At 68.5% G+C, this 22511-nt stretch carries 18 protein-coding genes; 9 read left to right on the top strand and 9 right to left on the bottom strand.

Features of this window, described 5'->3' with window-relative positions; all coding sequences use genetic code 11:
- The first annotated feature begins 46 nt into the window (after positions 1–46).
- A complete protein-coding gene (gene ppc, locus E5790_RS06300) occupies positions 47–2758 on the top strand; it encodes a phosphoenolpyruvate carboxylase (RefSeq protein WP_111205770.1) in 2712 nt (903 codons plus the stop codon).
- Positions 2759–2874: 116 nt separating this feature from the next.
- Here the strand turns inward: ppc and E5790_RS06295 are convergent, their stop codons facing one another.
- Positions 2875–3381 carry an acyl-CoA thioesterase gene (locus tag E5790_RS06295; protein WP_010481883.1) on the bottom strand — a complete coding sequence of 169 codons (507 nt, stop codon included), beginning with the start codon at positions 3379–3381 and terminating at the stop codon, positions 2875–2877.
- Positions 3382–3521: 140 nt separating this feature from the next.
- Entirely contained in the window at positions 3522–4733 is a 1212-nt protein-coding gene (gene metK / locus E5790_RS06290) for a methionine adenosyltransferase (RefSeq protein WP_010481882.1), read from the bottom strand.
- Between the two features lie 335 nt (positions 4734–5068).
- Here metK and E5790_RS06285 point away from each other — a divergent pair, with 335 nt between their 5' ends.
- The 3 genes from E5790_RS06285 to E5790_RS06275 all read left to right on the top strand — a co-directional run bounded on the left by E5790_RS06285 (position 5069) and on the right by E5790_RS06275 (position 8768).
- Positions 5069–6784 carry a lysophospholipid acyltransferase family protein gene (locus tag E5790_RS06285; protein WP_014645963.1) on the top strand — a complete coding sequence of 572 codons (1716 nt, stop codon included), beginning with the start codon at positions 5069–5071 and terminating at the stop codon, positions 6782–6784.
- Entirely contained in the window at positions 6781–7581 is an 801-nt protein-coding gene (locus E5790_RS06280; RefSeq protein ID WP_111205771.1) for a UDP-2,3-diacylglucosamine diphosphatase, read from the top strand. Before E5790_RS06285 ends, E5790_RS06280 begins: the two co-directional genes overlap by 4 nt.
- Positions 7582–7700: 119 nt before the next feature.
- Positions 7701–8768, top strand: a complete 1068-nt coding sequence (locus E5790_RS06275) for a metal-dependent hydrolase (protein WP_049440175.1) — start codon at positions 7701–7703, stop codon at positions 8766–8768.
- A gap of 57 nt (positions 8769–8825) precedes the next feature.
- On the opposite strand, the gene E5790_RS06270 is transcribed toward E5790_RS06275, so the two are convergent.
- The 5 genes from E5790_RS06270 to E5790_RS06250 all read right to left on the bottom strand — a co-directional run bounded on the left by E5790_RS06270 (position 8826) and on the right by E5790_RS06250 (position 13731).
- Complete coding sequence (locus tag E5790_RS06270; protein ID WP_005415318.1) at positions 8826–9653, bottom strand: class I SAM-dependent methyltransferase; 828 nt, start codon at positions 9651–9653, stop codon at positions 8826–8828.
- Between the two features lie 64 nt (positions 9654–9717).
- Positions 9718–10713, bottom strand: coding sequence for a tRNA dihydrouridine synthase DusB (gene dusB / locus E5790_RS06265; protein WP_111205775.1), 996 nt, complete (start codon positions 10711–10713; stop codon positions 9718–9720).
- A 147-nt stretch (positions 10714–10860) separates the two neighbouring features.
- The gene (locus E5790_RS06260; protein ID WP_049406097.1) at positions 10861–11292 is read right to left on the bottom strand and encodes a hypothetical protein; all 432 of its coding nucleotides are present in this window, start codon (positions 11290–11292) and stop codon (positions 10861–10863) included.
- Positions 11293–11441: 149 nt separating this feature from the next.
- Entirely contained in the window at positions 11442–12407 is a 966-nt protein-coding gene (locus tag E5790_RS06255; RefSeq protein ID WP_014645967.1) for a ribokinase, read from the bottom strand.
- A 25-nt stretch (positions 12408–12432) separates the two neighbouring features.
- Complete coding sequence (locus E5790_RS06250; RefSeq protein ID WP_014645968.1) at positions 12433–13731, bottom strand: nucleoside transporter C-terminal domain-containing protein; 1299 nt, start codon at positions 13729–13731, stop codon at positions 12433–12435.
- A 193-nt stretch (positions 13732–13924) separates the two neighbouring features.
- On the opposite strand from E5790_RS06250, the gene E5790_RS06245 reads away from it, so the two are divergent.
- The 5 genes from E5790_RS06245 to E5790_RS06225 all read left to right on the top strand — a co-directional run bounded on the left by E5790_RS06245 (position 13925) and on the right by E5790_RS06225 (position 19243).
- A complete protein-coding gene (locus tag E5790_RS06245) occupies positions 13925–14896 on the top strand; it encodes an aldo/keto reductase (RefSeq protein ID WP_111205776.1) in 972 nt (323 codons plus the stop codon).
- Between the two features lie 193 nt (positions 14897–15089).
- Positions 15090–15284, top strand: a complete 195-nt coding sequence (locus tag E5790_RS06240; RefSeq protein WP_005412278.1) for a hemin uptake protein HemP — start codon at positions 15090–15092, stop codon at positions 15282–15284.
- 189 nt (positions 15285–15473) lie between these two features.
- Positions 15474–17630: a TonB-dependent hemoglobin/transferrin/lactoferrin family receptor gene (locus E5790_RS06235; protein WP_111205772.1), complete on the top strand. Its 2157-nt coding sequence runs from the start codon at positions 15474–15476 to the stop codon at positions 17628–17630.
- A gap of 4 nt (positions 17631–17634) precedes the next feature.
- Positions 17635–18234 (top strand): hemin transporter, encoded by a 600-nt coding sequence (locus E5790_RS06230; protein ID WP_032956720.1) that lies wholly within the window; start codon positions 17635–17637, stop codon positions 18232–18234.
- 73 nt (positions 18235–18307) lie between these two features.
- Positions 18308–19243 (top strand): DUF6607 family protein, encoded by a 936-nt coding sequence (locus E5790_RS06225; RefSeq protein WP_032956723.1) that lies wholly within the window; start codon positions 18308–18310, stop codon positions 19241–19243.
- A gap of 102 nt (positions 19244–19345) precedes the next feature.
- Here the strand turns inward: E5790_RS06225 and E5790_RS06220 are convergent, their stop codons facing one another.
- A complete protein-coding gene (locus E5790_RS06220) occupies positions 19346–21856 on the bottom strand; it encodes an FtsX-like permease family protein (protein ID WP_111205773.1) in 2511 nt (836 codons plus the stop codon).
- Positions 21853–22500, bottom strand: coding sequence for an ATP-binding cassette domain-containing protein (locus E5790_RS06215; RefSeq protein ID WP_111205774.1), 648 nt, complete (start codon positions 22498–22500; stop codon positions 21853–21855). The genes E5790_RS06220 and E5790_RS06215 overlap by 4 nt, the downstream gene beginning before the upstream one ends.
- Positions 22501–22511: the final 11 nt, after the last annotated feature.

Raw genomic sequence — 22511 nt, 5'->3', positions numbered from 1 at the left:
ATAGGCTTGGGGTCTGGATCCGTTGACCGAGGCCTGTGCGTCGCCGATGAACGAGTACCGCAGCAGCATCGAGTTTGCTTCCCCCGATCTTCCGCTTCGCGATGACGTGCGCCGGCTCGGCGCACTGGTCGGTGACCTGCTGGTCGAACAGGTTTCGGCCGCTTTTCTCGACGATGTCGAGGACGTGCGCACCCGCGCCATTGCCCGCCGCGAGAACCAGGCGCCCCTGTCGGAGCTGGCCGAAGGGCTGGCCGGGCGCACGCCGCAGCAGGCCGAGACCATGGTGCGGGCCTTCAGCACCTACTTCCAGGTGGTCAACATCGCCGAGCGCGTGCATCGCATCCGCCGCCGCCGTGATTACCAGCGTGCCGGTACCGCCGGGGCGCAGCCCGACGGCCTGCAGGATGCGCTGCAGCATCTGAAGGCGCAGGGCGTGGGCCTGGATGAGCTGGCGCAGTGGCTGCCGCGCATCGACATCGAACCGGTGTTCACCGCGCACCCGACCGAAGCGGTGCGCCGCGCGCTGCTGGAGAAAGAGCAGCTGATGGTGGCCAGCCTGGTCGACAACCTCGACGGCCAGCGCACGCCGGGGGAAGCGGCCGCCGATGCTGCGCGCTTCCGCATGGCGCTGACCGCTTCGTGGCAAACCACCGATTCCTCGCCGGTGCGGCCTACCGTCGATGACGAGCGCGAGCACGTCGGCTTCTATCTGGTGCAGGTGCTGTACCGGGTGATCCCGGTGCTGTACGAATCGCTGCAGCAGGCGCTGCGCGATACCTACGGCGAAGAACTGCCGCTGCCGCGCCTGCTGCGCTTCGGTACGTGGGTGGGCGGCGACATGGACGGCAACCCGAACGTGGATGCCCACACCATCCGCACTACGCTGGACGCGCAGCGGCAGGCCGTGCTGGGTCGCTACCAGAAGGAACTGCTGCAGCTGGCCAGCCTGCTCAGCCAGTCCACCGAGCGGGTGGGCGTGAGCGAGGCGCTGCAGGCGCGCGTGGCGCACTACCAGCAGCTGCTGCCGCAGGTGCAGTCGCGCCCGCGCCATGCCGACATGCCGTACCGCCTGCTCAACGACCGCATGCGCGCACGCCTGCAGGCCACGTTGGATGACGGCGAAGGCGCCTACGCCGGTCCGGACGAACTGATCGACGACCTGCAGCTGATCCTCGACAGCCTGCGCGCCAACCGCGGCGAACATGCCGGTGGCTTCGCCGTGCAGCGCCTGCTGTGGCGGGTGAAGACCTTCGGCTTCCACCTGGCGCGGTTGGACGTGCGCCAGGAATCGAGCGTGCACGCGCGCGCGCTGGCCACGGTGCTGGGCGGCGACGCAGCGTGGGACGGCCTGGATGCAGTGGGCCGCGCGCGCCTGCTGGCGCCGCATGCCAGTGGTGACGCGCCGTTGCCGAAGGGCGACGACGAAGGCAACCGGCGACTGGACGCCGTGTTCGCCGCGCTGGCCGATGCCCGTGCGCGGCATGGTGGCGATGCACTGGGCAGCTACATCATCTCGATGGCACATGACCGCAGCGACGTGCTGGCGGTGCTGGCGCTGGCGCGCCGTGGCGGCCTGGTGGAAGAGAACGGATCAGTATCGCTGGATATCGCGCCGCTGTTCGAGACGGTGGAGGACCTCAAGCGCGGCACCGTGACCCTGCGTGATCTGCTGGCCGACCCGATCTATCGCGCGCACCTGCAAGCACGCGATGACGTGCAGATGGTGATGCTGGGCTATTCGGACAGCAGCAAGGACGGTGGCATCGCCGCATCGCGCTGGGGCCTGCAGCGTGCACAGGTGGAACTGCTGGAGGTGGCGGCCGAGGCCGGCATCCGCCTGACCTTCTTCCATGGCCGTGGCGGCTCGATCAGCCGCGGTGGCGGCAAGACCACGCACGCGGTGGACGCATCGCCGCGCGGCAGCATCGATGGCCGCCTGCGGGTGACCGAGCAGGGCGAGGTGATCCATCGCAAGTACGGCATCCGTGCGCTGGCCCTGCGCTCGCTGGAGCAGGCCACCGGTGCGGTGCTGCGTGCCAGCCTGCGCCCGCGTGCCGCCGAGCCGCGCGAGGATGAGTGGCGACCGGTGATGGACGCGGTGGCATCGGCCAGCAGCGAGGTGTATCGCGCGTTCGTTGGCCAGGCCGGTTTCATGGACTACTTCCGCACCGCCACGCCGATCGACGTGATCGAACGCATGACGCTGGGCTCGCGGCCATCGCGCCGGCTCGGCCAGGACGCCGCGCTGGGCAACCTGCGTGCGATTCCCTGGGTGTTCGCCTGGAGCCAGGCGCGCGCGGTGATTCCCGGTTGGTACGGCGTGGGCAGTGGCCTGCAGGCGGCGGTTGCTGCCGGCCACGAACAGACCCTGCGCGAGATGGCGCGGGACTGGCCGTTCTTCCGCACCTTCCTGGACGACATCGCGATGGTGCTGTCCAAGGGCGATATCACCATCGCCGAGCAGTTTTCGCTGTTGTCGGGTGAACTGCACGGGCACTTCTTCCCGCAGGTGCAGCGCGAACTGGAACTCACCCGGCACTGGCTGCTGGCGCTGATGGACCAGCGGACGCTGCTCGACCACGATGCGCGGCTGGCGCTGTCGATCCGCCTGCGCAATCCCTACGTCGATCCGATCAGCGTGCTGCAGGTGGACCTGTTGCAGCGCTGGCGGGCCAGCGGGCGCGAGGATGACGGGTTGCTGCGCGCGCTGGTGGCCTGCGTGAACGGTGTTGCGCAGGGCGTGCAGAACACCGGTTGATCCGCATCCGCCGGGCATGGCCCGGCGAATTCGCAATGGTAGTGCCGGCCGCTGGCCGGCAACCTCATGATGTCCGGCAGCACGCGCGAGGTTGCCGGCCAGCGGCCGGCACTACCTCATTCCTCCGGTGACGGCGGATTCGATGCCAGCAGTTCCAGATGGCGCTGTTCCATTTCCTGGCGCAGCTGGCGGCGGATCTGCGCGGCGGCCTGGCGGCGCTTCTCGTCGGACGTCGCCGGCTGCAGGGGCGGGACGGGCGTCGGCCGGCCTTCCTCATCCACGGCCACCATGGTGAAGAAGCAGCTGTTGGCGTGGCGCACGCTGCGCTTGAGGATGTCCTCGGCCACCACCTTGATGCCGATCTCCATCGACGAGGTGCCGGTATGGTTCACCGAGGCCAGGAAGGTGACCAGCTCGCCCACCGCGATCGGCTGGCGGAACATCACCTGGTCCACCGACAGGGTGACCACGTAGCTGCCGGCGTAACGGCTGGCGCAGGCGTAGGCAACCTGGTCGAGCAGGCGCAGGATGGCGCCGCCGTGGACCTTGCCGGAGAAATTGGCCATCTCCGGCGACATCAGCACGGTCATGGACAGCTGGTGGGTTTTCAGTTCGGTCGACATGCGGCGATTGTATCGGCGTGGCGTAGCTCTTGTAGAGCCGAGCCCATGCTCGGCTGCTCTTGTCGCAGGAAAAAGAAAGCCGAGCATGGGCTCGGCTCTACAGAAAGCAGAAGGGCCGCGTGAGCGGCCCTTCGTGTTTCTTACTTCAGCTTCGCATCGGCGCGCAGGGCGGCGGCGCGGTCGGTCTTCTCCCAGGAGAAGGCCGTGGCGTTGACGGTCTCGCCTTCGCCGTTGAGGTAGCTGAACTCCTTCGGCTTGCGGCCGAAGTGGCCGTAGGCCGCGGTCTGCTGGTACATCGGGTGCACCAGGTCCAGCATCTTGATGATGCCGTACGGGCGCAGGTCGAAGTGCTTGCGGATCAGCTTCTCGATCTTGTCGTCGCTGATCTTGCCGGTGCCGAAGGTGGTGACCGAGATCGAGGTCGGCTCAGCCACGCCGATGGCGTAGGAGACCTGCACTTCGCAACGGTCGGCCAGGCCGGCGGCCACCACGTTCTTGGCGACGTAGCGGGCCGCGTAGGCTGCCGAACGGTCGACCTTGGACGGGTCCTTGCCGGAGAAGGCACCACCACCGTGACGGGCCCAGCCGCCGTAGGTGTCGACGATGATCTTGCGGCCGGTCAGGCCGCAGTCGCCCACCGGGCCACCGATCTCGAACTTGCCGGTCGGGTTGATGTGGAACTTGGTGCCCTTGTGCAGCCACTTGGCCGGCAGCACCGGCTTGATGATCTCTTCGCGGACGGCCTCGATGAGGTCCTTCTGCTTGATGCCGGGGGCGTGCTGGGTCGACAGGACCACGGCGTCGATGGCCGAGACCACGCCGTTTTCATAGCGCAGGGTGACCTGGCTCTTGGCGTCCGGACGCAGCCACGACAGCGGCGAGTTCTTCTTCTTGCGGATCTTGGCCTGCTGCTCGACCAGGCGGTGCGACAGGTGGATCGCGGCCGGCATGTAGCTGTCGGTCTCGTTGGTGGCATAGCCGAACATCAGGCCCTGGTCGCCAGCGCCCATTTCTTCCGGCTTCTTGCGATCCACGCCCTGGGCGATGTGCGGCGACTGCTTGCCGATCAGGTTCAGCACGCCGCAGGTGGCGCCGTCGAAACCGACGTCGGAGCTGTCGTAGCCGATGTCCGTGATGACCTTGCGGGTCAGCGCTTCCAGGTCGATCCAGGCGCTGGTGGTGATTTCACCGGCCACGATGGCAACGCCGGTCTTGACCATGGTCTCGCAGGCCACGCGGGCGCGCTGGTCCTGGGTCAGGATCGCGTCCAGCACCGCATCGGAGATCTGGTCGGCAACCTTGTCCGGATGGCCTTCGGAGACCGACTCGGAGGTGAAGAGATAGCTGGACATCAGGCGTAATATCCCTTGATTCGGATGGAAAGATGGGCGCGCATGATACACGGGGTGCGCCGCCTGTGCATTGTGAACCTGTGCCGGTTGCCGGTGGTTAAGCCCGCGTAGGCCTGGAGGGGCCGTCCCTTGGGGATTGGGGCCCAGCCTTGAGGCCCAGTGTTCCACCAGCGTGACAACAGACGGGACGGCTGCCGGCCCCGACCGCGCAGGCAGCGACCTCGCCGCGAAGGCGGGCCGGCCGTCATCGTTCTGCCCCGAAACCGCCATCTGGCTGCCGCCTGCCGGGCGCAGGCTGTCGGCCAATCCGGCCGCCGGGCATCACTGGATCCGCCATGCAGGAACTCGAACAGCGTCTCCAGCAACGTTTCCCCGATTGGTTCCATGGCCGTCGCGGCCAACTGGCGCGGCCGCTGCTGCGCAGCGTCGGGCGCTGGTCGCGCCTGGACCAGATCGAAGCCTTCCTGCAGCGCAGCTCAGGACTGCGCGGCTTCGGTTTCGTCGCCGCCGGCCTGGAATTCATCGGCGGCCAGTACCAGGTGGATCCGGCCGCGCTGGCCAGGATCCCGGCCACCGGCCGCCTGCTGATCGTCGCCAACCACCCCTCCGGGGCACTGGATGCGCTCGCACTGCTGGACGCGGTTGGCCGTATCCGCCGCGACGTGCGGATCGTGGCCAACGATCTGCTGGGGGCGATCGCGCCGCTGCAGGACCTGCTGCTGCCGGTGCGCATCCTCGGTGGCAAGGCCCGGCGCGGCAGCCTGCATGCGGTGGAGGAAGCATTGGCCGCCGAGCAGTGCGTGATCGTGTTCCCGGCCGGCGAGGTCTCGCGCCTGTCGCTGCGCGGCATCCGCGATGGCCGTTGGCAGCGGGGATTCGTCCGCTTTGCCCGCGCGGCCGCTGCGCCGGTGCTGCCGGTGCGGGTGGAAGCGCGCAACTCGGCGCTGTTCTACGGCGCCTCGACCCTGTTCAAGCCGGCCGGCACCGCGCTGCTGGCGCGCGAAATGTTCGCCCGTCGTGGCCGCCCGCTGCGGCTGAGCATCGGCGAGCCGATGCAGCTGGGCAAGGGCGGTGACCCGGGCGCACAGCTGCTGGCGGTGCGCCGCGCGCTGTACGCGCTGGGCCGCAACGGCGCGGCCGGCAATGCCGCTGCGTGCGCAGGCCCCGAGCCATTGGCGTCTCCGGTGCCGCCTTCGCAGGTCGCCGCCGGCATTGCCGCGGCCACCCAGCTGGGCCAGACCGCCGATGGCAAGCAGATCCTGTTGGCGACCTGTACCGCCGATTCACCGCTGCTGCTGGAACTGGGCCGCCTGCGCGAGCTGACCTTCCGCCAGGTGGGCGAGGGCACCGGGCGCAGCCGCGACCTGGACGCCTACGATCCGCAGTACGAGCACATCGTGATCTGGGACGCGGCGGCGCAGCGCATTGCCGGTGCCTACCGCATCATGCGCGGCGCCCAGGCCCTGGCCCGGCACGGCCTGTCCGGGCTCTACAGCGCGTCGCTGTTCCGCTATTCCGACGATGCCATCACCCACATTGCCGAGGGCCTGGAGCTGGGCCGCAGCTTCGTGGTGCCCGATTACTGGGGCAGCCGCAGCCTGGACTACCTGTGGCAGGGCATCGGCGCCTACCTGCAGTGCCGGCCGGGCATCCGCTACCTGTTCGGCGCGGTCTCGATCAGCGCAGCGCTGCCGCGCGATGCGCGCGAGCAGCTGGTGGCCTACTACCAGCGCTACTACGGCGGAACCGCCGGGCTGGCCGAATCGAACCGCCCCTTCCAGTACTTCGCCGCACCGCCAAGTTTCGGCGAGCTGGATGCGGGTGCCGCGTTCGATGTGCTCAAGGCCAACCTGGCCGCACTGGGTACCGGCGTGCCGACGCTGTACCGCCAGTACACCGATCTGTGCGAACCCGGCGGCGCGCGCTTCCTCGCCTTCGGCGTGGACCCGGACTTCAGCGATTCGATCGACGGCCTGATCGAAGTGGACCTGTGCGCGATCCGGCCGAACAAGCGCAAACGCTATCTGCGCGACGCGGGTGCGCCGGCATGAGCACGCTGGCGAACCTGTCGCCGCACCGGCGCGCAGTGTTCGTCTCCGACGTGCACCTGGGCTCACGTCATTGCCACGCCACCGAACTGGCGCGGTTCCTCTCGCAGCTGCGCTGCGAGCGGTTGTACCTGGTCGGCGACATCATCGACCTGTGGTGGATGGCGCATCGCCGCGCCAATTGGCGGCAGTCGCACAGCGAAGTCATCCAGGCCCTGCACGCGCTGCGCCGTGCAGGGACCGAGATCATCTACATTCCCGGCAACCACGATGCCTCGCTGCGCCAGGTGTGCGGGCTGATGTTGCCGGCCATGCAGGTGCGCCGCCGTGCCATCCACGTGACCGCCGATGGCCGCCGGCTGCTGGTCGCGCATGGCGACGACTACGACGGCGTTACCCATTTCGGTGGCCTGCAGGAAAAGTTCGGCGACTGGCTGTACTACCGCATCCTGACCGGCAACCAGGCGCTGAACGCGGTACGGCGCCGGCTTGGCATGCGCTACTGGTCGCTGTCGGAGTTCCTGAAGAAGCGCAGCGGGGCCGCCGAACGCTACATCGAGCGCTTCGTGCAGGCCGGGCTGGACGACGTGCGCCGGCGCGGCCTGGATGGCATCGTCTGCGGCCACATCCACCGCGCGGCGCTGGTCGAACGCGAAGGCCTGGTCTACGCCAACGACGGCGACTGGGTGGAGAGCCTGACCGCACTGGCCGAGGACCATGATGGTGCGCTGCGCCTGCTCGACCACAACGGCCAGACCCTGGTGGAACTGCCAGGCGCGCGGTTGTCGCAGGCGGCATAACGCGCGTCTGTCCTACTGTAGAGCCGAGCCCATGCTCGGCTGACGTGGCGCCGAACGAAGCGCAGCCGAGCATGGGCTCGGCTCTACATGCACCGCCCGCAAGCCGCTAGCATCGGCCCATGGACTCCCTGACCCAGATCGTGCTCGGTGGCGCCGTCGCCGCTGCCATCGCCCCGCCCGGACATCGCCGTGCGGCCCTGCTCGCTGGTGCCGCGCTTGGCACCCTGCCGGATCTCGACGCGCTGTGGCTCGGTTTCACCGCAGCCGATCCGGTGGCGAACATGATCGAGCACCGCAGTTTCAGTCATTCGCTGCTGGTACTGCCATGGGTGGCGGCATTGATCTGGTGGCTGTTCAAGCGCTTCGGCAATGGCCGCGTCGCGCAGTCACCGCTGCGCTGGTTCTGGGCGATCCAGCTGGCGCTGGTCACCCATCCGGTGCTGGATGCGTTCACCGTGTATGGCACCCAGTTGTGGTGGCCGCTGCGCCCGCATCCGACCATGGGATCCAGTGTCTTCATCATCGACCCGGGGTATACGGTGTGGCTTCTGCTGGGCTGCGTGCTGGCCTGGTTCGGCCGCGCCCGGCCCTGGGCGGGCAGGGTGCTGGGCGTGGCCCTGCTGCTCAGCAGTGGCTACCTGGGCTGGGGCCTGATCGCCAAGTCACAGGTCGACCGTGCCGCACAGCAGAGCCTGGCCGCGATGGGCCTGGGCGATGCGCCGCGCTTCTCGGTACCGATGCCGTTCAACACCCTGCTGTGGCGGGTGGTGGCGATGACGCCCAATGGCTACGTGGTGGGTGACCGCTCGCTGGTGGCCGACCACGGGCCGATGCGGTTCGAAGGCCATGCGTCCAACGTACAGGCCTTGCGCGAAGCGCAGGCCATCCCGGCGGTGCAGCAGCTGACGTGGTTCAACCGCGGTTTCATGCGTGCGCAGGTGGTTGACGGCCGGTTGGTGCTGAGTGACCTGCGCATGGGGCTGGAGCCGGACTACACCTTCAACTTCGTCGTGGCCGGGCAGGCCGACGGGCAGTGGCGGGCGATCGTTCCCAAGCAGGTGCGGGTGGACTACAGCAGTCCCGCCGCGCGTGCCGACGCCGGTCGCCGCCTGGCGGCGATGTGGCAGCGGATCTGGCAGGAGCCGGCGGCGGCGCCGGGCGCGGCCGACCACACCGCCGTGCATTGATCAGTGGATCCACGCATGGCGTGGCTCTACGGCCCCGATCGGCAGCAGAACACCGGATCAATACACCGTGGCGCGGCCCTGGACGAACGAGTAGAAGAACACGGCGTTCGGGTCGTTCTGCACCAGGCGGAACTCGCGGCGCATGCCTTCCACGGTTTCCTCGTCCACCGAGCCGGCCTGCAGCAGCTGGTCGGCGGCCGACAGCAGGAGCTGTTCCCAGAACGCGATCATCGTCTTTCGACGCGCCGGTTCGCGGTTGTCCAGGTGGATGGTCTTGATCTCGGTGTGCACGTCGCGGAAGCCGCCGGCCAGCAGCAGGTTGCCCAGCTTTGCACCGACGAACGGGTCACCGCCATGGTCGTACTGGAAGTCGTTGAAGGCCATCCAGTAGCGCCAGATGTGCGGCGAGTACGGGTCGAGCAGGAACGAGGCATTCATCACTTCGGTGATGTAGACCGGCGAACCCGGAGCCAGCACGCGGCGCACTTCGCTCAGCACCCGCGCCGGTGAAGGCACGTGTTCCAGCACCCAGCACAGGAACGCCGAGTCGAAGCTGCGTGCCTCGAACGGCAGCTCGCCGGCGTCGGCCTGCTGCAGGGTGTATCGGTCGCTGCACCACGGCGTGCGCGCCAGGTTCTCGCGCGCGGTGGCCAGCTGCGTTTCGCTCAGGTCCACGCCGGTCACGTGCAGCTCGGGGAAGCGGCGTAGCAGGATCTCGGTCTGCGCACCGACGCCACTGCCGACTTCCAGCAGGCGCCGCGCGCCGCTGTAGTCGATCTGGCCGAAGATGCTCGATTCCAGCAGCCGGGCCTGGGTCATCAGGCGCTGCTGTTCGGTGCCGGAAAATCCGTGCAGGTAGGTCGGGGAGGAAATCGGCGGGGTCATGGAGGCGGGCTCTCGGAGTTCAATTCGGTCGAGCAGGCTCGACGTTGCGACGCGGCGGGGGCGGTCAGGCGGCCGAAGACAGCGCCGGTTCCCCGGCGATCAGGCGGTCGAAGTACTCGGTGGTCAGCGCGATCTGGCTCTGTGGGTCTTCGGCACGGTTGACCACGGCGCGGAAGGCGGCGTTCTCCGGCCGGTCCTTGGCATACCAGCCCAGGTGCTTGCGCGCGATGCGCACGCCCTGCGGCTCGCCATAGAACGCATGCAGCGCATGCAGGTGGCCGAGCAGGATGTCGCGCACTTCCGCCAGCGACGGCGGTGGCAGTTCCTCGCCGGTGGCCAGGTAGTGCGCCACTTCGCGGAAGATCCACGGCCGGCCCTGCGCGGAGCGGCCGATCATCACTGCATCCACCCCGGTCTGCTGCAGCACGTGGGCGGCCTTCTGCGGTGAATCGATGTCACCGTTGGCGATCACCGGGATGCGCAGCGCAGCCTTGATCTCGCCGATGGTGGCGTACTCGGCCTGGCCGGTGTAATGCTGGTCGCGGGTGCGGCCATGCACGGCCAGCGCGGCGATGCCGCTGGCCTCGGCGATGCGGGCGATCACCGGGCCATTGCGATGGTCGCAGTCCCAACCGGTGCGGATCTTCAGCGTGACCGGCACGTCCACTGCGTTGACCACGGCTTCGAGGATGCGCGCCACCAGCTGCTCGTCGCGCATCAGCGCCGAGCCCGCCCAGGCGTTGCACACCTTCTTGGCCGGGCAGCCCATGTTGATGTCGATGATCTGCGCGCCGTGGTCGACGTTGTAGCGCGCGGCCTCGGCCAGCTGCTGCGGCTCGGTGCCGGCGATCTGCACGCTGATCGGGGCTGGCTCGCCATCATGGTCCATGCGGTGGATCGACTTTCGCGTGTTCCAGAAGCGCGGGTCGCTGATGGTCATTTCCGAGGCGGCCAGTCCCGCACCCAGCCGTTTGCACAGCAGGCGGAAGGGCTTGTCGGTGACGCCGGCCATGGGTGCCAGCACGACGTTGGGGGCAATGGTGTACGGGCCGATCTGCATGCGCCCATTGTAGGGCGCGGGCGGCGGTACGGCCGTGCCGGGCGCGGTCCGGTTCAGGCCGATCGGCACCGACCTCATGCCGTACCGGCATCAGCAGATGCTTGACGGTTGCTTCCGCCGCCCCCACGGGCGGGCGATGGTGGGCGGCTACCCCAGGCTCTGCCAGGCCTGGCGGGTACCCAGAGCGAAGGCCAGCCCCAGGCCCAGGCAGACCAGCGAGCTGACCGCCCAGAAGCGCGTGCCGTTGTACCCCGGCCGGAACAGCGCCAGGCCGAAGCCCATCGCGGCACGCAGCAACAGCAGCGCGGCGATGCCGGGCAGGACCAGGCGGCTGGCCGGCAGCGGCGAATGCCAGCCCGCGGCGGCCAGTGCGTACAGGGTCCAGGCCACCAGCACGGCAGTGATGCCGGCGGTCATCAGCGGTGGCCACCAGTGCCCCGCATGCGCCAGCCGGACCACGCGCTGGCCGGCACCGAAGTACCTGTACCACGCGGCGCCGAAGGCGATGCAGCCGATATGCAGCAGCGCCGCCACGGCACTGCCGGCGGCCGCGACCAGCAGCCAGGGGAATCCGTCCATGTCCTGCCCGTGCGAGGAAGCTGCGCGGATGGTGGGCGAGGGGCAGGATGTGGGCAATGCGACAGGCGGTCGCAGGGGCTGGGCAATGGGCAAAAGAATGGCCCGGGTGTCTGCACGCCCGGGCCTTGTCATCCACGCGTGGCGTGGAATTACCTGGCTTCAGCGTCGGCCGGGGTGAAGCGCGGCATCGCCGCAGCGGCGCCTTCCTTCTCGGTCGAACGGCCGGCGAACTGGTTGGCGAAGCGCACGTGGCGGGCGAACGGGGCGTCGGCCACCTGCGCCAGCGACGCGGCCAGCGCACCGTTGAAGGCGTCACCGGCACCGGTGGTGTCGATCGCCTGCACCTGCTCGGCACCCACGCGGTAGTACGGCTGGGTATCGCCGCGCAGGTTCTCGTCGGCATGCGACACGAACACGCCCACCGAACCCAGGGTCACCACCACGGTGCCGTTGCCGACCAGCTTGCGGCACAGCGCGTGCAGGCTGGCGCCATCCAGCGCGGCGACGTCGTTGGCATCCACGCGCTCACCGACATGGCGGCCGAGCAGGGCAGCGAACTCGGTTTCGTTCGGGGTGATCACATCGGCCAGCTTGAGCAGGCCGATGGTCGAGGGCGCATCGGCCGGTGCGGTATTGAGTACGGTTGTGACACCGGCCTCGCGGGCCGTGGCCAGCGCCGCTTCGATGGTCTGCACCGGCGATTCCAGCTGCACCAGCACCACCTTGGCGCGGGTCAGCAGGGCCTGCTGCTGTTGCAGGAAATCGGTGCCCAGCGCGGCGTTGGCACCCGGGCCGATCACGATGGTGTTGCGGCCACGCGCGTCCACGTAGATGCCCGCGGTGCCGGTCGGTTCGCTGCTGGCCTCGGCGATCAGCGCGAAGCCATCCTGCGCAGCCAGTTCACGCGCGGTGGCGCCACCGGCGTCATCGCCCAACGCGCACACGAAGTGCGTGTCGGCACCGGCGCGGCAGGCCGCCACCGCCTGGTTGAAGCCCTTGCCCCCGGGGCCGGTGCTGTAGCGGCCGGCAATGGTCGCACCCGGTGCCGGCAGCGACTCACACCGCCACACGTGATCGACATTGAAGGAACCGACGACAACGACACTGCTGCTCATAGGGAATCTTTTCTCAACCAAGGGTTCAACTGAAGTGCGTCAGCACGCCGGCGATGGTCGCCGTCATGAAGGTGGCAATGGTACCGCCCAACACCGCGCGCAGGCCGAACTTGGCCAGGTCGTGGCGACGTTCCGGGGCCAGGCCGCCGATGCCGCCGATCTGGATCGCGATCGAGCTGAAGTTGGCAAAGCCGCACAGCGCGTAGGTGGCGATCAGGCGACCTTCCTCGGACAGGCTCACGCCGGCCACCTGGCCGTTCACGATCTGCGACAGTTCGGTGTAGGCGACGAATTCGTTGATCACGACCTTCTGGCCGATCAGCGAACCGACGGTGGTGGCATCAGCCCACGGGGTACCGATCACCCAGGCGATCGGGGCCAGCACGTAACCGAAGATGGTCGACAGGTTGGTCGGCTTGCCGATGGCAGCGGCCAGGCCGGTCACCTCGCCGATCCAGGTCAACGGGGCGTTCAGCAGCGCGATCAGGGCGATGAAGGCCAGCAGCATCGCGCCGATGTTCAGCGCCAGCTTCAGGCCGTCACCGGCACCGGCAGCGGCCGCGTCGATGATGTTGCTGGAGGTCTTTTCGACTTCCATCTTCACCGTGCCGCGGGTCAGCGGGGTGCCGGTTTCCGGAATCAGCAGCTTGGCCACGACCAGGGTGGCCGGTGCGGCCATGATGCTCGCTGCCAGCAGGTGCTTGGCGTAGAAGGCCTGCTGCGCCGGGTCGCCACCGCCGAGCATGCCCACATAGGCCGCCAGCACGCCGCCGGCGATGTGGGCCATGCCGCCGATCATCATGGTCAGCAGCTCGGACTGGGTCATCCTGGCGATGTACGGGCGCACGGTCAGCGGCGCCTCGGTCTGGCCGATGAAGACGCTGGCGCAGACGCTGGTGGTTTCCGCGCCGGACACGCGCATCACCTTGGTGATCGACCACGCCATCACGCGCACGATCGCCTGCATGACGTTGAGGTGGTACATCACCCCCATCAGCGCCGAGAAGAAGATGATGGTCGGCAGCACCTGGAAGGCGAAGATGAAGCCGTAGTTCTTGGTGTCCATCAACGAGCCGAAGATGAAGCCCGAGCCTTCGTTGACGAAGCTGAGAACCTTGACGAAGCCCTTGCCCAGCGCATCGAACACGTCGCGGCCGCCCGGCACCAGGATCACCAGCGCCGCGAACGCGATCTGCAGGGTGATACCGGTGGCAACCAGCTTCCAGTCAACCGCACGCTTGTTGTTGGAAAACAACCAGGTGATGCCGATCAGCACCGCCAACCCGAACAGGCCGAAGCCGATCCTGCCCAAACCTTCGACCATGTGAGTGACTCCCCTGGGGCGTCGCGAAAAACGGGAAGCCTAGTGCAGGGCAGGGGCCGGGGCAAGAAAAAGCAGCGTGCGCGCATCTATCGGTACCGATCAGGCCAGCAACGGCAAGGGCTTGCGGCCGGCGGCGGCAGGTAGAATGGGGCTCGATCCCGGCCCGGATGCGGGCCCGCAGCAGGAGATTCGCATGCAATACCGTCGCCTGGGCTCCACCGGCCTGCCGATTTCCGCCCTGTCCTTCGGCGCCTGGGTGACCTTCGGTGACCAGATCCCGCGCGACGAGGCCCGCAACCTGGTGGCCGCCGCCTGGGACCACGGCGTCAACTTCTTCGACAACGCCGAGGGCTATGCCAACGGCCGCGCCGAACAGGTGATGGGCGATGTGATCGCCGACCTGCGCCTGCCGCGCGACGGCATCTGCGTCTCCAGCAAGGTGTTCTTCGGCAGCGCCAAGGACCCACGGCCGACCCAGCGCGGCCTGTCGCGCAAGCATGTGACCGACGCCTGCCATGCGGCGCTCAAGCGCCTGCGGGTGGACTACCTGGACCTTTATTACTGCCATCGCCCGGATCCGGACGCGCCGGTCGCCGAGACCGTGCATGCCATGGATACCCTGGTGCGGCAAGGCAAGATCCTCTACTGGGGGACCTCGGAGTGGTCGGCGGTGCAGATCCAGCAGGCGCTGGACATCGCCGAGGCGCGCAACCTGCAGGGCCCGTCGATGGAGCAGCCGCAGTACAACCTGCTGCACCGCGAACGGGTCGAGGTCGAGTACGCGCCGCTGTATGCCGGTGCCGGCCTGGGCACCACCATCTTCTCGCCGCTGGCGTCGGGCCTGCTGAGCGGCAAGTACGACCAGGGCATTCCGGCCGATGCGCGGCTGGGCCGCGAGGGCATGGAATGGCTGCAGGCGCTGGTGCTGGGTGACGACGCCGAGGCCCGTCTGGCCCAGGTGCGCCGCTTCAGCGAGATGGCGCGTGCGCTGGGGCAGACGCCGGCCACGCTGGCCATCGCCTGGTGCCTGCGCAACCCGAACGTCTCCAGCGTGATCCTCGGTGCCAGCCGGGTCAGCCAGTTGCTGCAGAACCTGCAGGCGCTGGAGGTGCTGGAGCAGGTCGACGCCGCCGGCTGGGCGCAGGTCGAAACGGTCTTTGTCTGAACCCCGGGGCCGAGCGGGCCTCGGGGGCCTCGGTAGAGTCGACTCTACACGGCTGCGTCGCCATTTGATTGACATGATCTATCGAATTTCAGAATTTGATCATTAATCTCATCAATCAAATTGAGAATGGTTGTTGATTGTCAACTGAGAATCATTATCATTTGACTCGTCCCTCGCACGAGTCCAGATGCTCATGAATGCTCAACCTGTACTGCTGCGCCCCGAAACGCTGACCCTCCGCGATCGTCCGGTCCGTGTCGTTCCGCCGGAAGAGGTCATCGACAGCGAAGCCCTGCTCAAGGGCCGTCGTGAAATCCTGATCCAGCACGGCGACCGCTTCTATCGCCTGCGGCACACCAGCAACGACAAGCTGATCCTGACCAAGTAATCGCGGCCTGGTCGCCCGCCCCCCTCCCTCCTGCCGGCCGCGCCGGCAGGGTGGGCGACCCGTCCGCTCCCGCTCTCTCCCCCTCGGTCTACCGCGTGCACCCTCCGGGTGTGCCGGTAACCGGGGGTTCCCCTGCCTGACCGAACGAACCCGATGACCCGCCCTACCGCCCTTTGCCTTGCCGTCTGGATGGCCCTGCCGCTGTCCGCCCATGCTGCTGCCGCGGCCACCGCCGCGCCCGATGCGCGCGAATTCGACCGTGTGCAGGTCACCGCCACCCGCACCGAGCGGGCGGTGAGCGATGTGGCGGCCACCGTGGACGTCATCGACCGCGAGCAGATGGACCGGCACCTGGTGCAGGACATCAAGGATCTGCTGCGCTACGAGCCGGGCCTGTCGGTCAGCCGCAGCGCCGCGCGCTTCGGCCTTGGCAGCATCCGCATCCGTGGCCTGGACGGCAACCGCGTGCGCGTGCAGACCGACGGCATCGCCATGCCCACCAGCTTCAACATCGGCTCGTTCTCCAACGCCAACCGCAACTTCACCGATCTGGATACGCTCAAGCGCGTGGAGATCGTGCGCGGCCCGGCCAGCTCGCTGTATGGGTCCGACGCGCTCGGGGGTGTGGTGGCCTTCGTCACCAAGGATCCGGCCGATTATCTGAAGGATGGCAGGGACAGCTACGTCGGCCTGAAGTTCGGCTACGACGGTGAGTGGAAGGGCCTGCTCGGCGGCGTGACCAGCGCGTTCGGCGGCGAACACTGGAGCGGCATGGTCAACATCAACCATCGCCAGGGCCAGGAAACCGGCAACAAGGGTGATGTACGCAGCCTCGACAATACCCGCACCGCGCCCAACCCGCAGGACCGCGATGGTCGCAGTGGCCTGGCCAAGCTGGTCTATGCACCCAGCCAGGACCAGCGCTTCCGCCTGACCGTGGAAGGCAACGAAGACAACACCGATACCAACGTGCTGTCCTCGATCGACCGCACCACCACCACCGGCATGAAGGCGCGCGATACGCAGAACCGCACCCGCGTGTCGTTCGCCCATGAAATGGATGCGCTGGACAAGGGCTTCGCCGACAGCCTGCATTGGCAGCTGTATACCCAGCACAGCGAAACCACCCAGATCACCGATGAGGACCGCGCCAACCGCAGCCGCCGCCACCGCGCGTTCAGCTTCGACCAGCGCGTCTACGGCCTGCAGGCGCAGTTCAACAAGGCGTTCAGCACCGGCAGCGTCGAACACGCGCTGACCTACGGTTTCGAGGGCGCGCATACCGAGATCCGCCAGAAGCGCGACGGCTACCAGGTGCTGGCCAATGGCCAGACCAGCACCACCATCCTGCCCGACGCCTTCCCGGTGCGCGATTTCCCGATCAGCAAGACCACCGAGCTGGGCCTGTACGCACAGGACGAAATGCGCATGGCCAACGGCAAGCTGTCGCTGGTGCCGGGCGTGCGCGTGGACCGCTACGAGCTGAAGCCGGAGGTGGACAGCATCTTCGCCGACGACAATCCCGGCGTTGCGGTGGCCAGGCTGACCAAGACCAGCGTCTCGCCGAAGCTGGGCATGGTCTATCGCTTCACCGACGAATGGTCGCTGTTTGCCGGCTATTCGCATGGCTTCCGCTCGCCGCCGTACAACGACGTCAACCTGGGCTTCACCAACTTCGCCTTCGGCTACACCGCCATTCCCAATCCGGACCTGAAGCCGGAAACCAGTGACGGCATGGAGCTGGGACTGCGCTTCCTGTCGCCAGCGGCCTACGTCAGCCTCAGCGGCTACTACAACGAGTACAAGGACTTCATCGAGTCGCAGTCGCTGGTCGGCACCAACGCCCAGGGCCTGATGGTGTTCCAGTCGCGCAACATCGCGGATGCGCGCATCTACGGTGCCGAGATGAAGGCCGGCGTCGACTTCGGCCAGATCAGCCCGGCGCTGCAGGGCTGGGCGCTGCGCAGCTCGGTGGCCTGGTCGCGCGGCGACAACAGGACCGAAGACACCCCGCTGGATTCGGTCGACCCGCTGCGTGGCACCGTCGGCCTGATGTACGACACCGACACCTGGGGCGTCGAACTGGCCGGTACCTTCGTCAAGCGCAAGGACCGCGTCACCGCCGCCACGGTGTACCGCCCGGCCGGCTACGGCGTGGCCGACCTGATGGCGCACTGGAACTTCGCCCCGGGCGCCACCTTCAACGTCGGCGTGTTCAACCTGGGCGACAAGCGTTACATCGACTGGTCCAACGTGGGTTCGACGCTGTCGCCGGGCAGCCGCGTGCTGGACCGCTATACCAACCCGGGCCGCACCCTCTCCGCCAGCCTTGCCGTTTCCTGGTGACCTCATGAGCCGAGCCTTGTCCGCACGCAGGAACGACGCCATCGCCGCGCAGGGCAGCGCGGCCTGGCCGACGCCGGCACAGCTGGCCACGCTCGGCACCGTGTTGTGCCTGTACCGCGCCGACGGCAACGAGCTCGGTGGCTGGCGCCAGGCAGTACGCGTGCATGCCTGCCAGGGCGTGGACAGCGAGGGCGTGCGCGAAAGCCTGTGCTTCCTCGATGCCCGCGGCCGCTGCGTGTGGCGGCTGTACCTGTTGCCCGACAGCGATTTCCTGGCCTGGGACCGGCTGGTCGCGGCGCTGCCGCCGGGCCCGGAGCATGACAGCGAGGGCAGTGTCGGCGAACGCCTGTGGCGGCGCCTGGCCGGCCATCTCGGTGGCCAGCGCTGGCGACTGTGCGCGCTGCGCCTGCATGCCGCCGACGACGGCCGCACCCTGGCTGCAAGCCTGTCGACGTTGTCCTCGCTGGGCGCAGCCACCGCGCGTCGCATCGCGCGGCTGGAAGGTGCCGAAGGCGAGCTGGCGATCGACGATTGCTGCTGCGCCGATGCTGCACGTCGCTCGGCGCCGCGGGTTCCCGGCGACCTGCCGCTGATCCGGCTGTAACCCTTTCCCGATGGAACGCCTGTCGGCCACGGACGGCCTCTCACTGCATCTGCAACCCCGAAGGAAGACCCCGATGAAGCTCCAGACAGCCAGCGTCCTGCTGCTGCTCGCCACCAGCGGCGTGGCCAGCGCGCAGCCCTCCGGCATCGCCCGCGACCACGACAGCATCCTTGCCATGCAGGGCGAGTACACCGTCGATTTCGCATTCGACGAGACCGTGCTGCTGAAGCCCGGCTACGAGCGCGCCCCGGCGATGCGCAGCGGCGGCAACGAACTGGTGATCGTGGTCGAGGACACGCCGAAGCGCATCGTGCTGCAGCACCTGCTGCTGGACGAGAAGAGCGGCCACATCACCAAGCACTGGCGCCAGGACTGGGTCTACGAAGCACCGAACCGATTCGAGTTCAGCGCCGACCAGACCTGGCAGGTACGCCGCATTCCCGCAGCGGTGAACCAGGGCGCCTGGACCCAGTGCGTGTACGAAGTGAGCGACGCACCGCGCTACTGCGGCACCGGCAAATGGACCTACACCAACAACGTGCCGAGCTGGACCAGCGACCTCAGCTGGCGCCCGTTGCCGCGCCGTGAGTACACCAAGCGCAGCGACTACAACGCGCTGGCCGTCGTCAACCGCCACACGCTCACGCCCAATGGCTGGACCCACGAGCAGTTCAACACCAAGGTGCAGCGCAACGCCGACGGCAGCCAGGTGGAGATCGCACGCGAGTTCGGCTTCAACGACTACGTGAAGACCACCGAGGTCGACTTCACCCCGGCGCGTGACTACTGGAAGGCCACTGCCGGCTACTGGGCCAAGGTGCGCCAGCGTTGGGACGGCTTCCTCGGCCAGGCCCCGGGCGTGCACCTGAAGACCAAGATCGATGGCATGGCGATGATCATTCCGCTGTTCACCCAGGCCGAAGCGATCCAGTCCGGCAAAAAGGTGAAGGACAAGCAGATCGACGAGGTGTTCGCCAAGTACGTGGAAAAGGCGCCGAAGGAAGGCTGATCGCCGCGATGGAGAGAGGTGCCGGGGGTACCCGGCACCGCATTCACCGGCTGCCGGTGGGGGCCGGGCTTGCTCGGCACGCCATCCGGAGGCGCAACCGATTCAGGCCTCGCGCAGTGCCAATGCCGGCGGCGTATGCAGGATCGCCCGCGTACCCCACCAGCCCGCCAGCAGGCTCAAGCCGATGCCGACCACGCCGCCGATCAGCAGGCCCGGCCACGGCGGCAGCAAGGGCAGCTCGAACACCTTCTGCGACACCGCCACGCCGATCGCTGCGGCCGCGCCCACCGCCAGCAACGCCGACAGCGTGCCCAGCGCGCCGAACTCCACCAGCACCGCGCCGCGCAGTTGGCGCCGGGTCGCGCCCAGCGTGCGCAGCACCGCGCTGTCGTAGCGGCGCTCGCCGGCGGTGGCCTGCAGCGCCGCCAGCAGCACCAGCACGCCGGCCAGCAGGCTGAACACCATCACCAGCTGCACTGCCTGCGCCACGCGCTCCATCACATCGCGCACCTGCGAGATCACCGCGTCCACGTCCAGCAGCGACAGGTTCGGCTGCGCGCGCACCAGCTCGCCCAGCCCGGCCGCGTTGCCGGACGGCAGATGGAAGGCCGACAGCAGGTTGTGCGGGGTATCGCCCACCGCATTGGGGTTCAACAGCACGAAGAAATTCGGGCGGAACGTGTTCCAGTCCGCCTTGCGGATGCTGGTGACGGTGAACTCGCGCTGCTGCTCGCCTACGGAAATCGTAATGCGATCACCCAGGTGCGCGCCGTAGCGCCGCGCCCAGCCGGTTTCCACCGAGGCTTCCGCCGCGGTGCTGCCGGCCTGCCAGAAGCGGCCCTCCAGCAGCGCATTGGCGGGTGGGAAGCTGCTGCGCCAGCTGAAGTTCAGCGGCCGGTTCTCGTCGTCGTCCTCGCGCGGGCCGTTGTTCGCGCCGTTCCCCTCGGCGGCGGCCTGGTCCACGCGCAGCGGCGGCTTGCCGTTGATCGCGATCAGGCGGCCGGTCGCCATCGGCTCGATACTGGCGTCGCCGGCGCCCAGTCCACGCAATGCGGCCAGCACACCGTCGCGTTGTTCGGGCTGGATGTTGATCAGGAAGTAGTTCGGCGTATCCGCAGGCAGGCGCTCGCGCCACTGCTGCAGCAGGCCGGGTCCGGTCACCGCCAGCAGCAACAACGCGCACAGCGACAGCGACAGCCCCACCAGCTGCATCACCGCCAGCAGCCGGCGCCGGGTCAGCGCGGCCAGGCCCAACCGCCAGTTGCCATGCAGGCGGTGCTGCAGGCCGCGCAGCAGCTGCAGAAGCACGAAGCCGACCGCACCGGCCGCCAGCGCCAGCGCGGCCAGGCCGCCCAGCACCCACAGCGCCAGTTTCAGATCGCCGGTGACCTGCACCGCCAGCAGCAGGCTGGCCGCCAGCGCCGCCACATAGGCCAGCAGCGACGCCGGCGGCAGGGCGGCGAAGGAACGGTTGAGCACCCGCATCGGCGGCACCCCGCGCAGGCGCAGCAGCGGTGGCAGGCCGAAGCCGAACAGCAGCAGCAGGCCGATGCCGGCACCGGTCAGCGCCGGCATCGCTTCCGGCAGCGGCAGGCGCTGCGGCACCAGGCTGCCCAGCACCTGCACCAGGCCTTCCTGCGCGGCCATGCCCAGGCCGATGCCGAGCGCACAGGCTGGCACCGCCAGCATCAGCAGCTGCAGCGCCAGGCCCAGCAGGATGTCGCGCTGGCGTGCGCCCAGGCAGCGCAGGATCGCCACCTGGTCGATGCGACGCAGGGCGAAGCGGTTGGCCGCCAGCGCGGTGGCCACACCGGCCAGCAGTACCGCCAGCAGCGCGCTCAGGCCGAGGAAGCGCCCGGCCAGATCGAATGCCTGGCGCACGCCACGCTGGGTGTCGTCCACGCTCAGCAGGCGCAGGCCTTTCACCTGCGGCAGCAGCCACTGGCGCAGCGCCGCGATCGGCTCCGCTGCGCCGGCGAACATCAGCCGGTAGTTGATACGGCTGCCCGGGCCGAGCAGGCCGGTGCCCTCCACATCAGCGCGGTTGACCAGCAGGGTGGGCGAGAGTGTCAGCAGGTCGCCACCGCTGTCCGGCTCGGCCTCGATGATGCCGGCGATGCGCAGCGTGCCGGCGCCGAACTCGAGGTCATCGCCGGCCTTCAGCCCCAACCCCTGCAGCAGGCGTGGGTCGGCATAGGCCTGGCCCTTGGGCGGCATGCCGGCATCGGCGATCAACGCACCGCCGGGCGTGGCCCGGACCCGCAGCGTGCCGCGCAGCGGATAACCCGCCTGTACCGCCTTGATGCTGGCCATCTGGCTGGCATCGCCGTTGAACAGCACGCTGCCGAAGCTGGCGATGCGGGTATGCGCCAGGCCGCGCTGTTGCGCCTCGTCGGCGAATGCCTGCGGCGGATCATCGCGCCCGGCGATGCCGAGGTCGCCGCCGAGCATTTCCGCCGCGCTGCCGGTCAGCGCCAGGTTGACCCGGTTCACCAGCGTGCCCACCGCAGTCATCACCGCCACGCCCAGCACCAGCGCGGCGAACACGGTCAGCAGGTCGCCGGCCAGCGCCTCGCGGCGCAGCGCGCGCCACGCGTGGCGCAGCACGTTCATGCCTGTGCCCCACGCTCGACCGGCAGCAGGCGGCCGTCATCGATGCGGTGGATGTACTGGCAACGCTGGGCCAGGCGCAGGTCGTGGGTGACCAGGACCAGGGTGGTGCCGCTGCCGGCGTTGAGTTCGAACAGCAGGTCGCTGATGTGCTGGCCGGTGGCATGGTCCAGCGAGCCGGTCGGTTCGTCGGCGAACAGGATGCGCGGGCGGGTGACGAAGGCACGTGCCAGCGCCACGCGCTGCTGCTCGCCGCCGGACAGCTGGCGCGGGTAGTGGCGGGCGCGATGGGCCAGGCCGACCTGCGCCAGCACCTCGTCCACCCGCGCGCGGTCATCGCGTCCGGCCAGTTCCAACGGCAGCGCGACATTCTCGGCGGCAGTCAGCGCCGGCAGCAGGTGGAAGCTCTGGAACACGAAGCCGACCGCACGCGCGCGCAGCTGGGCCCGTGCTTCTTCATCCAGGTCGCCCAGGTTCTGGCCCGCCAGCGCGACGTGGCCGCGGCTGGGCAGGTCCAGTCCGGCCAGCAGGCCGAGCAGGGTGGTCTTGCCGGACCCCGAAGCGCCGACGATGGCCACACTGGTGCCTTCATGGACGGTCAGGGTGATGTTGTCCAGTATGTGGACTTCACCCTCCGGGCCCTGCACGGACTTGCCGA

The sequence above is a fragment of the Stenotrophomonas sp. PAMC25021 genome (assembly GCF_004795795.1).
Classification (GTDB): domain Bacteria; phylum Pseudomonadota; class Gammaproteobacteria; order Xanthomonadales; family Xanthomonadaceae; genus Stenotrophomonas; species Stenotrophomonas muris.
This window is presented reverse-complemented; position numbering and strand designations above follow the sequence as displayed.

Excerpts from the sequence above, each read along its gene's own strand:
- ppc (WP_111205770.1), top strand. The coding sequence starts at position 47 with ATGAACGAGTACCGCAGCAGCATCGAGTTTGCTTCCCCCGATCTTCCG.
- E5790_RS06295 (WP_010481883.1), bottom strand. The coding sequence starts at position 3,381 with ATGTCGACCGAACTGAAAACCCACCAGCTGTCCATGACCGTGCTGATG.
- metK (WP_010481882.1), bottom strand. The coding sequence starts at position 4,733 with ATGTCCAGCTATCTCTTCACCTCCGAGTCGGTCTCCGAAGGCCATCCG.
- E5790_RS06285 (WP_014645963.1), top strand. The coding sequence starts at position 5,069 with ATGCAGGAACTCGAACAGCGTCTCCAGCAACGTTTCCCCGATTGGTTC.
- E5790_RS06280 (WP_111205771.1), top strand. The coding sequence starts at position 6,781 with ATGAGCACGCTGGCGAACCTGTCGCCGCACCGGCGCGCAGTGTTCGTC.
- E5790_RS06275 (WP_049440175.1), top strand. The coding sequence starts at position 7,701 with ATGGACTCCCTGACCCAGATCGTGCTCGGTGGCGCCGTCGCCGCTGCC.
- E5790_RS06270 (WP_005415318.1), bottom strand. The coding sequence starts at position 9,653 with ATGACCCCGCCGATTTCCTCCCCGACCTACCTGCACGGATTTTCCGGC.
- dusB (WP_111205775.1), bottom strand. The coding sequence starts at position 10,713 with ATGCAGATCGGCCCGTACACCATTGCCCCCAACGTCGTGCTGGCACCC.
- E5790_RS06260 (WP_049406097.1), bottom strand. The coding sequence starts at position 11,292 with ATGGACGGATTCCCCTGGCTGCTGGTCGCGGCCGCCGGCAGTGCCGTG.
- E5790_RS06255 (WP_014645967.1), bottom strand. The coding sequence starts at position 12,407 with ATGAGCAGCAGTGTCGTTGTCGTCGGTTCCTTCAATGTCGATCACGTG.
- E5790_RS06250 (WP_014645968.1), bottom strand. The coding sequence starts at position 13,731 with ATGGTCGAAGGTTTGGGCAGGATCGGCTTCGGCCTGTTCGGGTTGGCG.
- E5790_RS06245 (WP_111205776.1), top strand. The coding sequence starts at position 13,925 with ATGCAATACCGTCGCCTGGGCTCCACCGGCCTGCCGATTTCCGCCCTG.
- E5790_RS06240 (WP_005412278.1), top strand. The coding sequence starts at position 15,090 with ATGAATGCTCAACCTGTACTGCTGCGCCCCGAAACGCTGACCCTCCGC.
- E5790_RS06235 (WP_111205772.1), top strand. The coding sequence starts at position 15,474 with ATGGCCCTGCCGCTGTCCGCCCATGCTGCTGCCGCGGCCACCGCCGCG.
- E5790_RS06230 (WP_032956720.1), top strand. The coding sequence starts at position 17,635 with ATGAGCCGAGCCTTGTCCGCACGCAGGAACGACGCCATCGCCGCGCAG.
- E5790_RS06225 (WP_032956723.1), top strand. The coding sequence starts at position 18,308 with ATGAAGCTCCAGACAGCCAGCGTCCTGCTGCTGCTCGCCACCAGCGGC.
- E5790_RS06220 (WP_111205773.1), bottom strand. The coding sequence starts at position 21,856 with ATGAACGTGCTGCGCCACGCGTGGCGCGCGCTGCGCCGCGAGGCGCTG.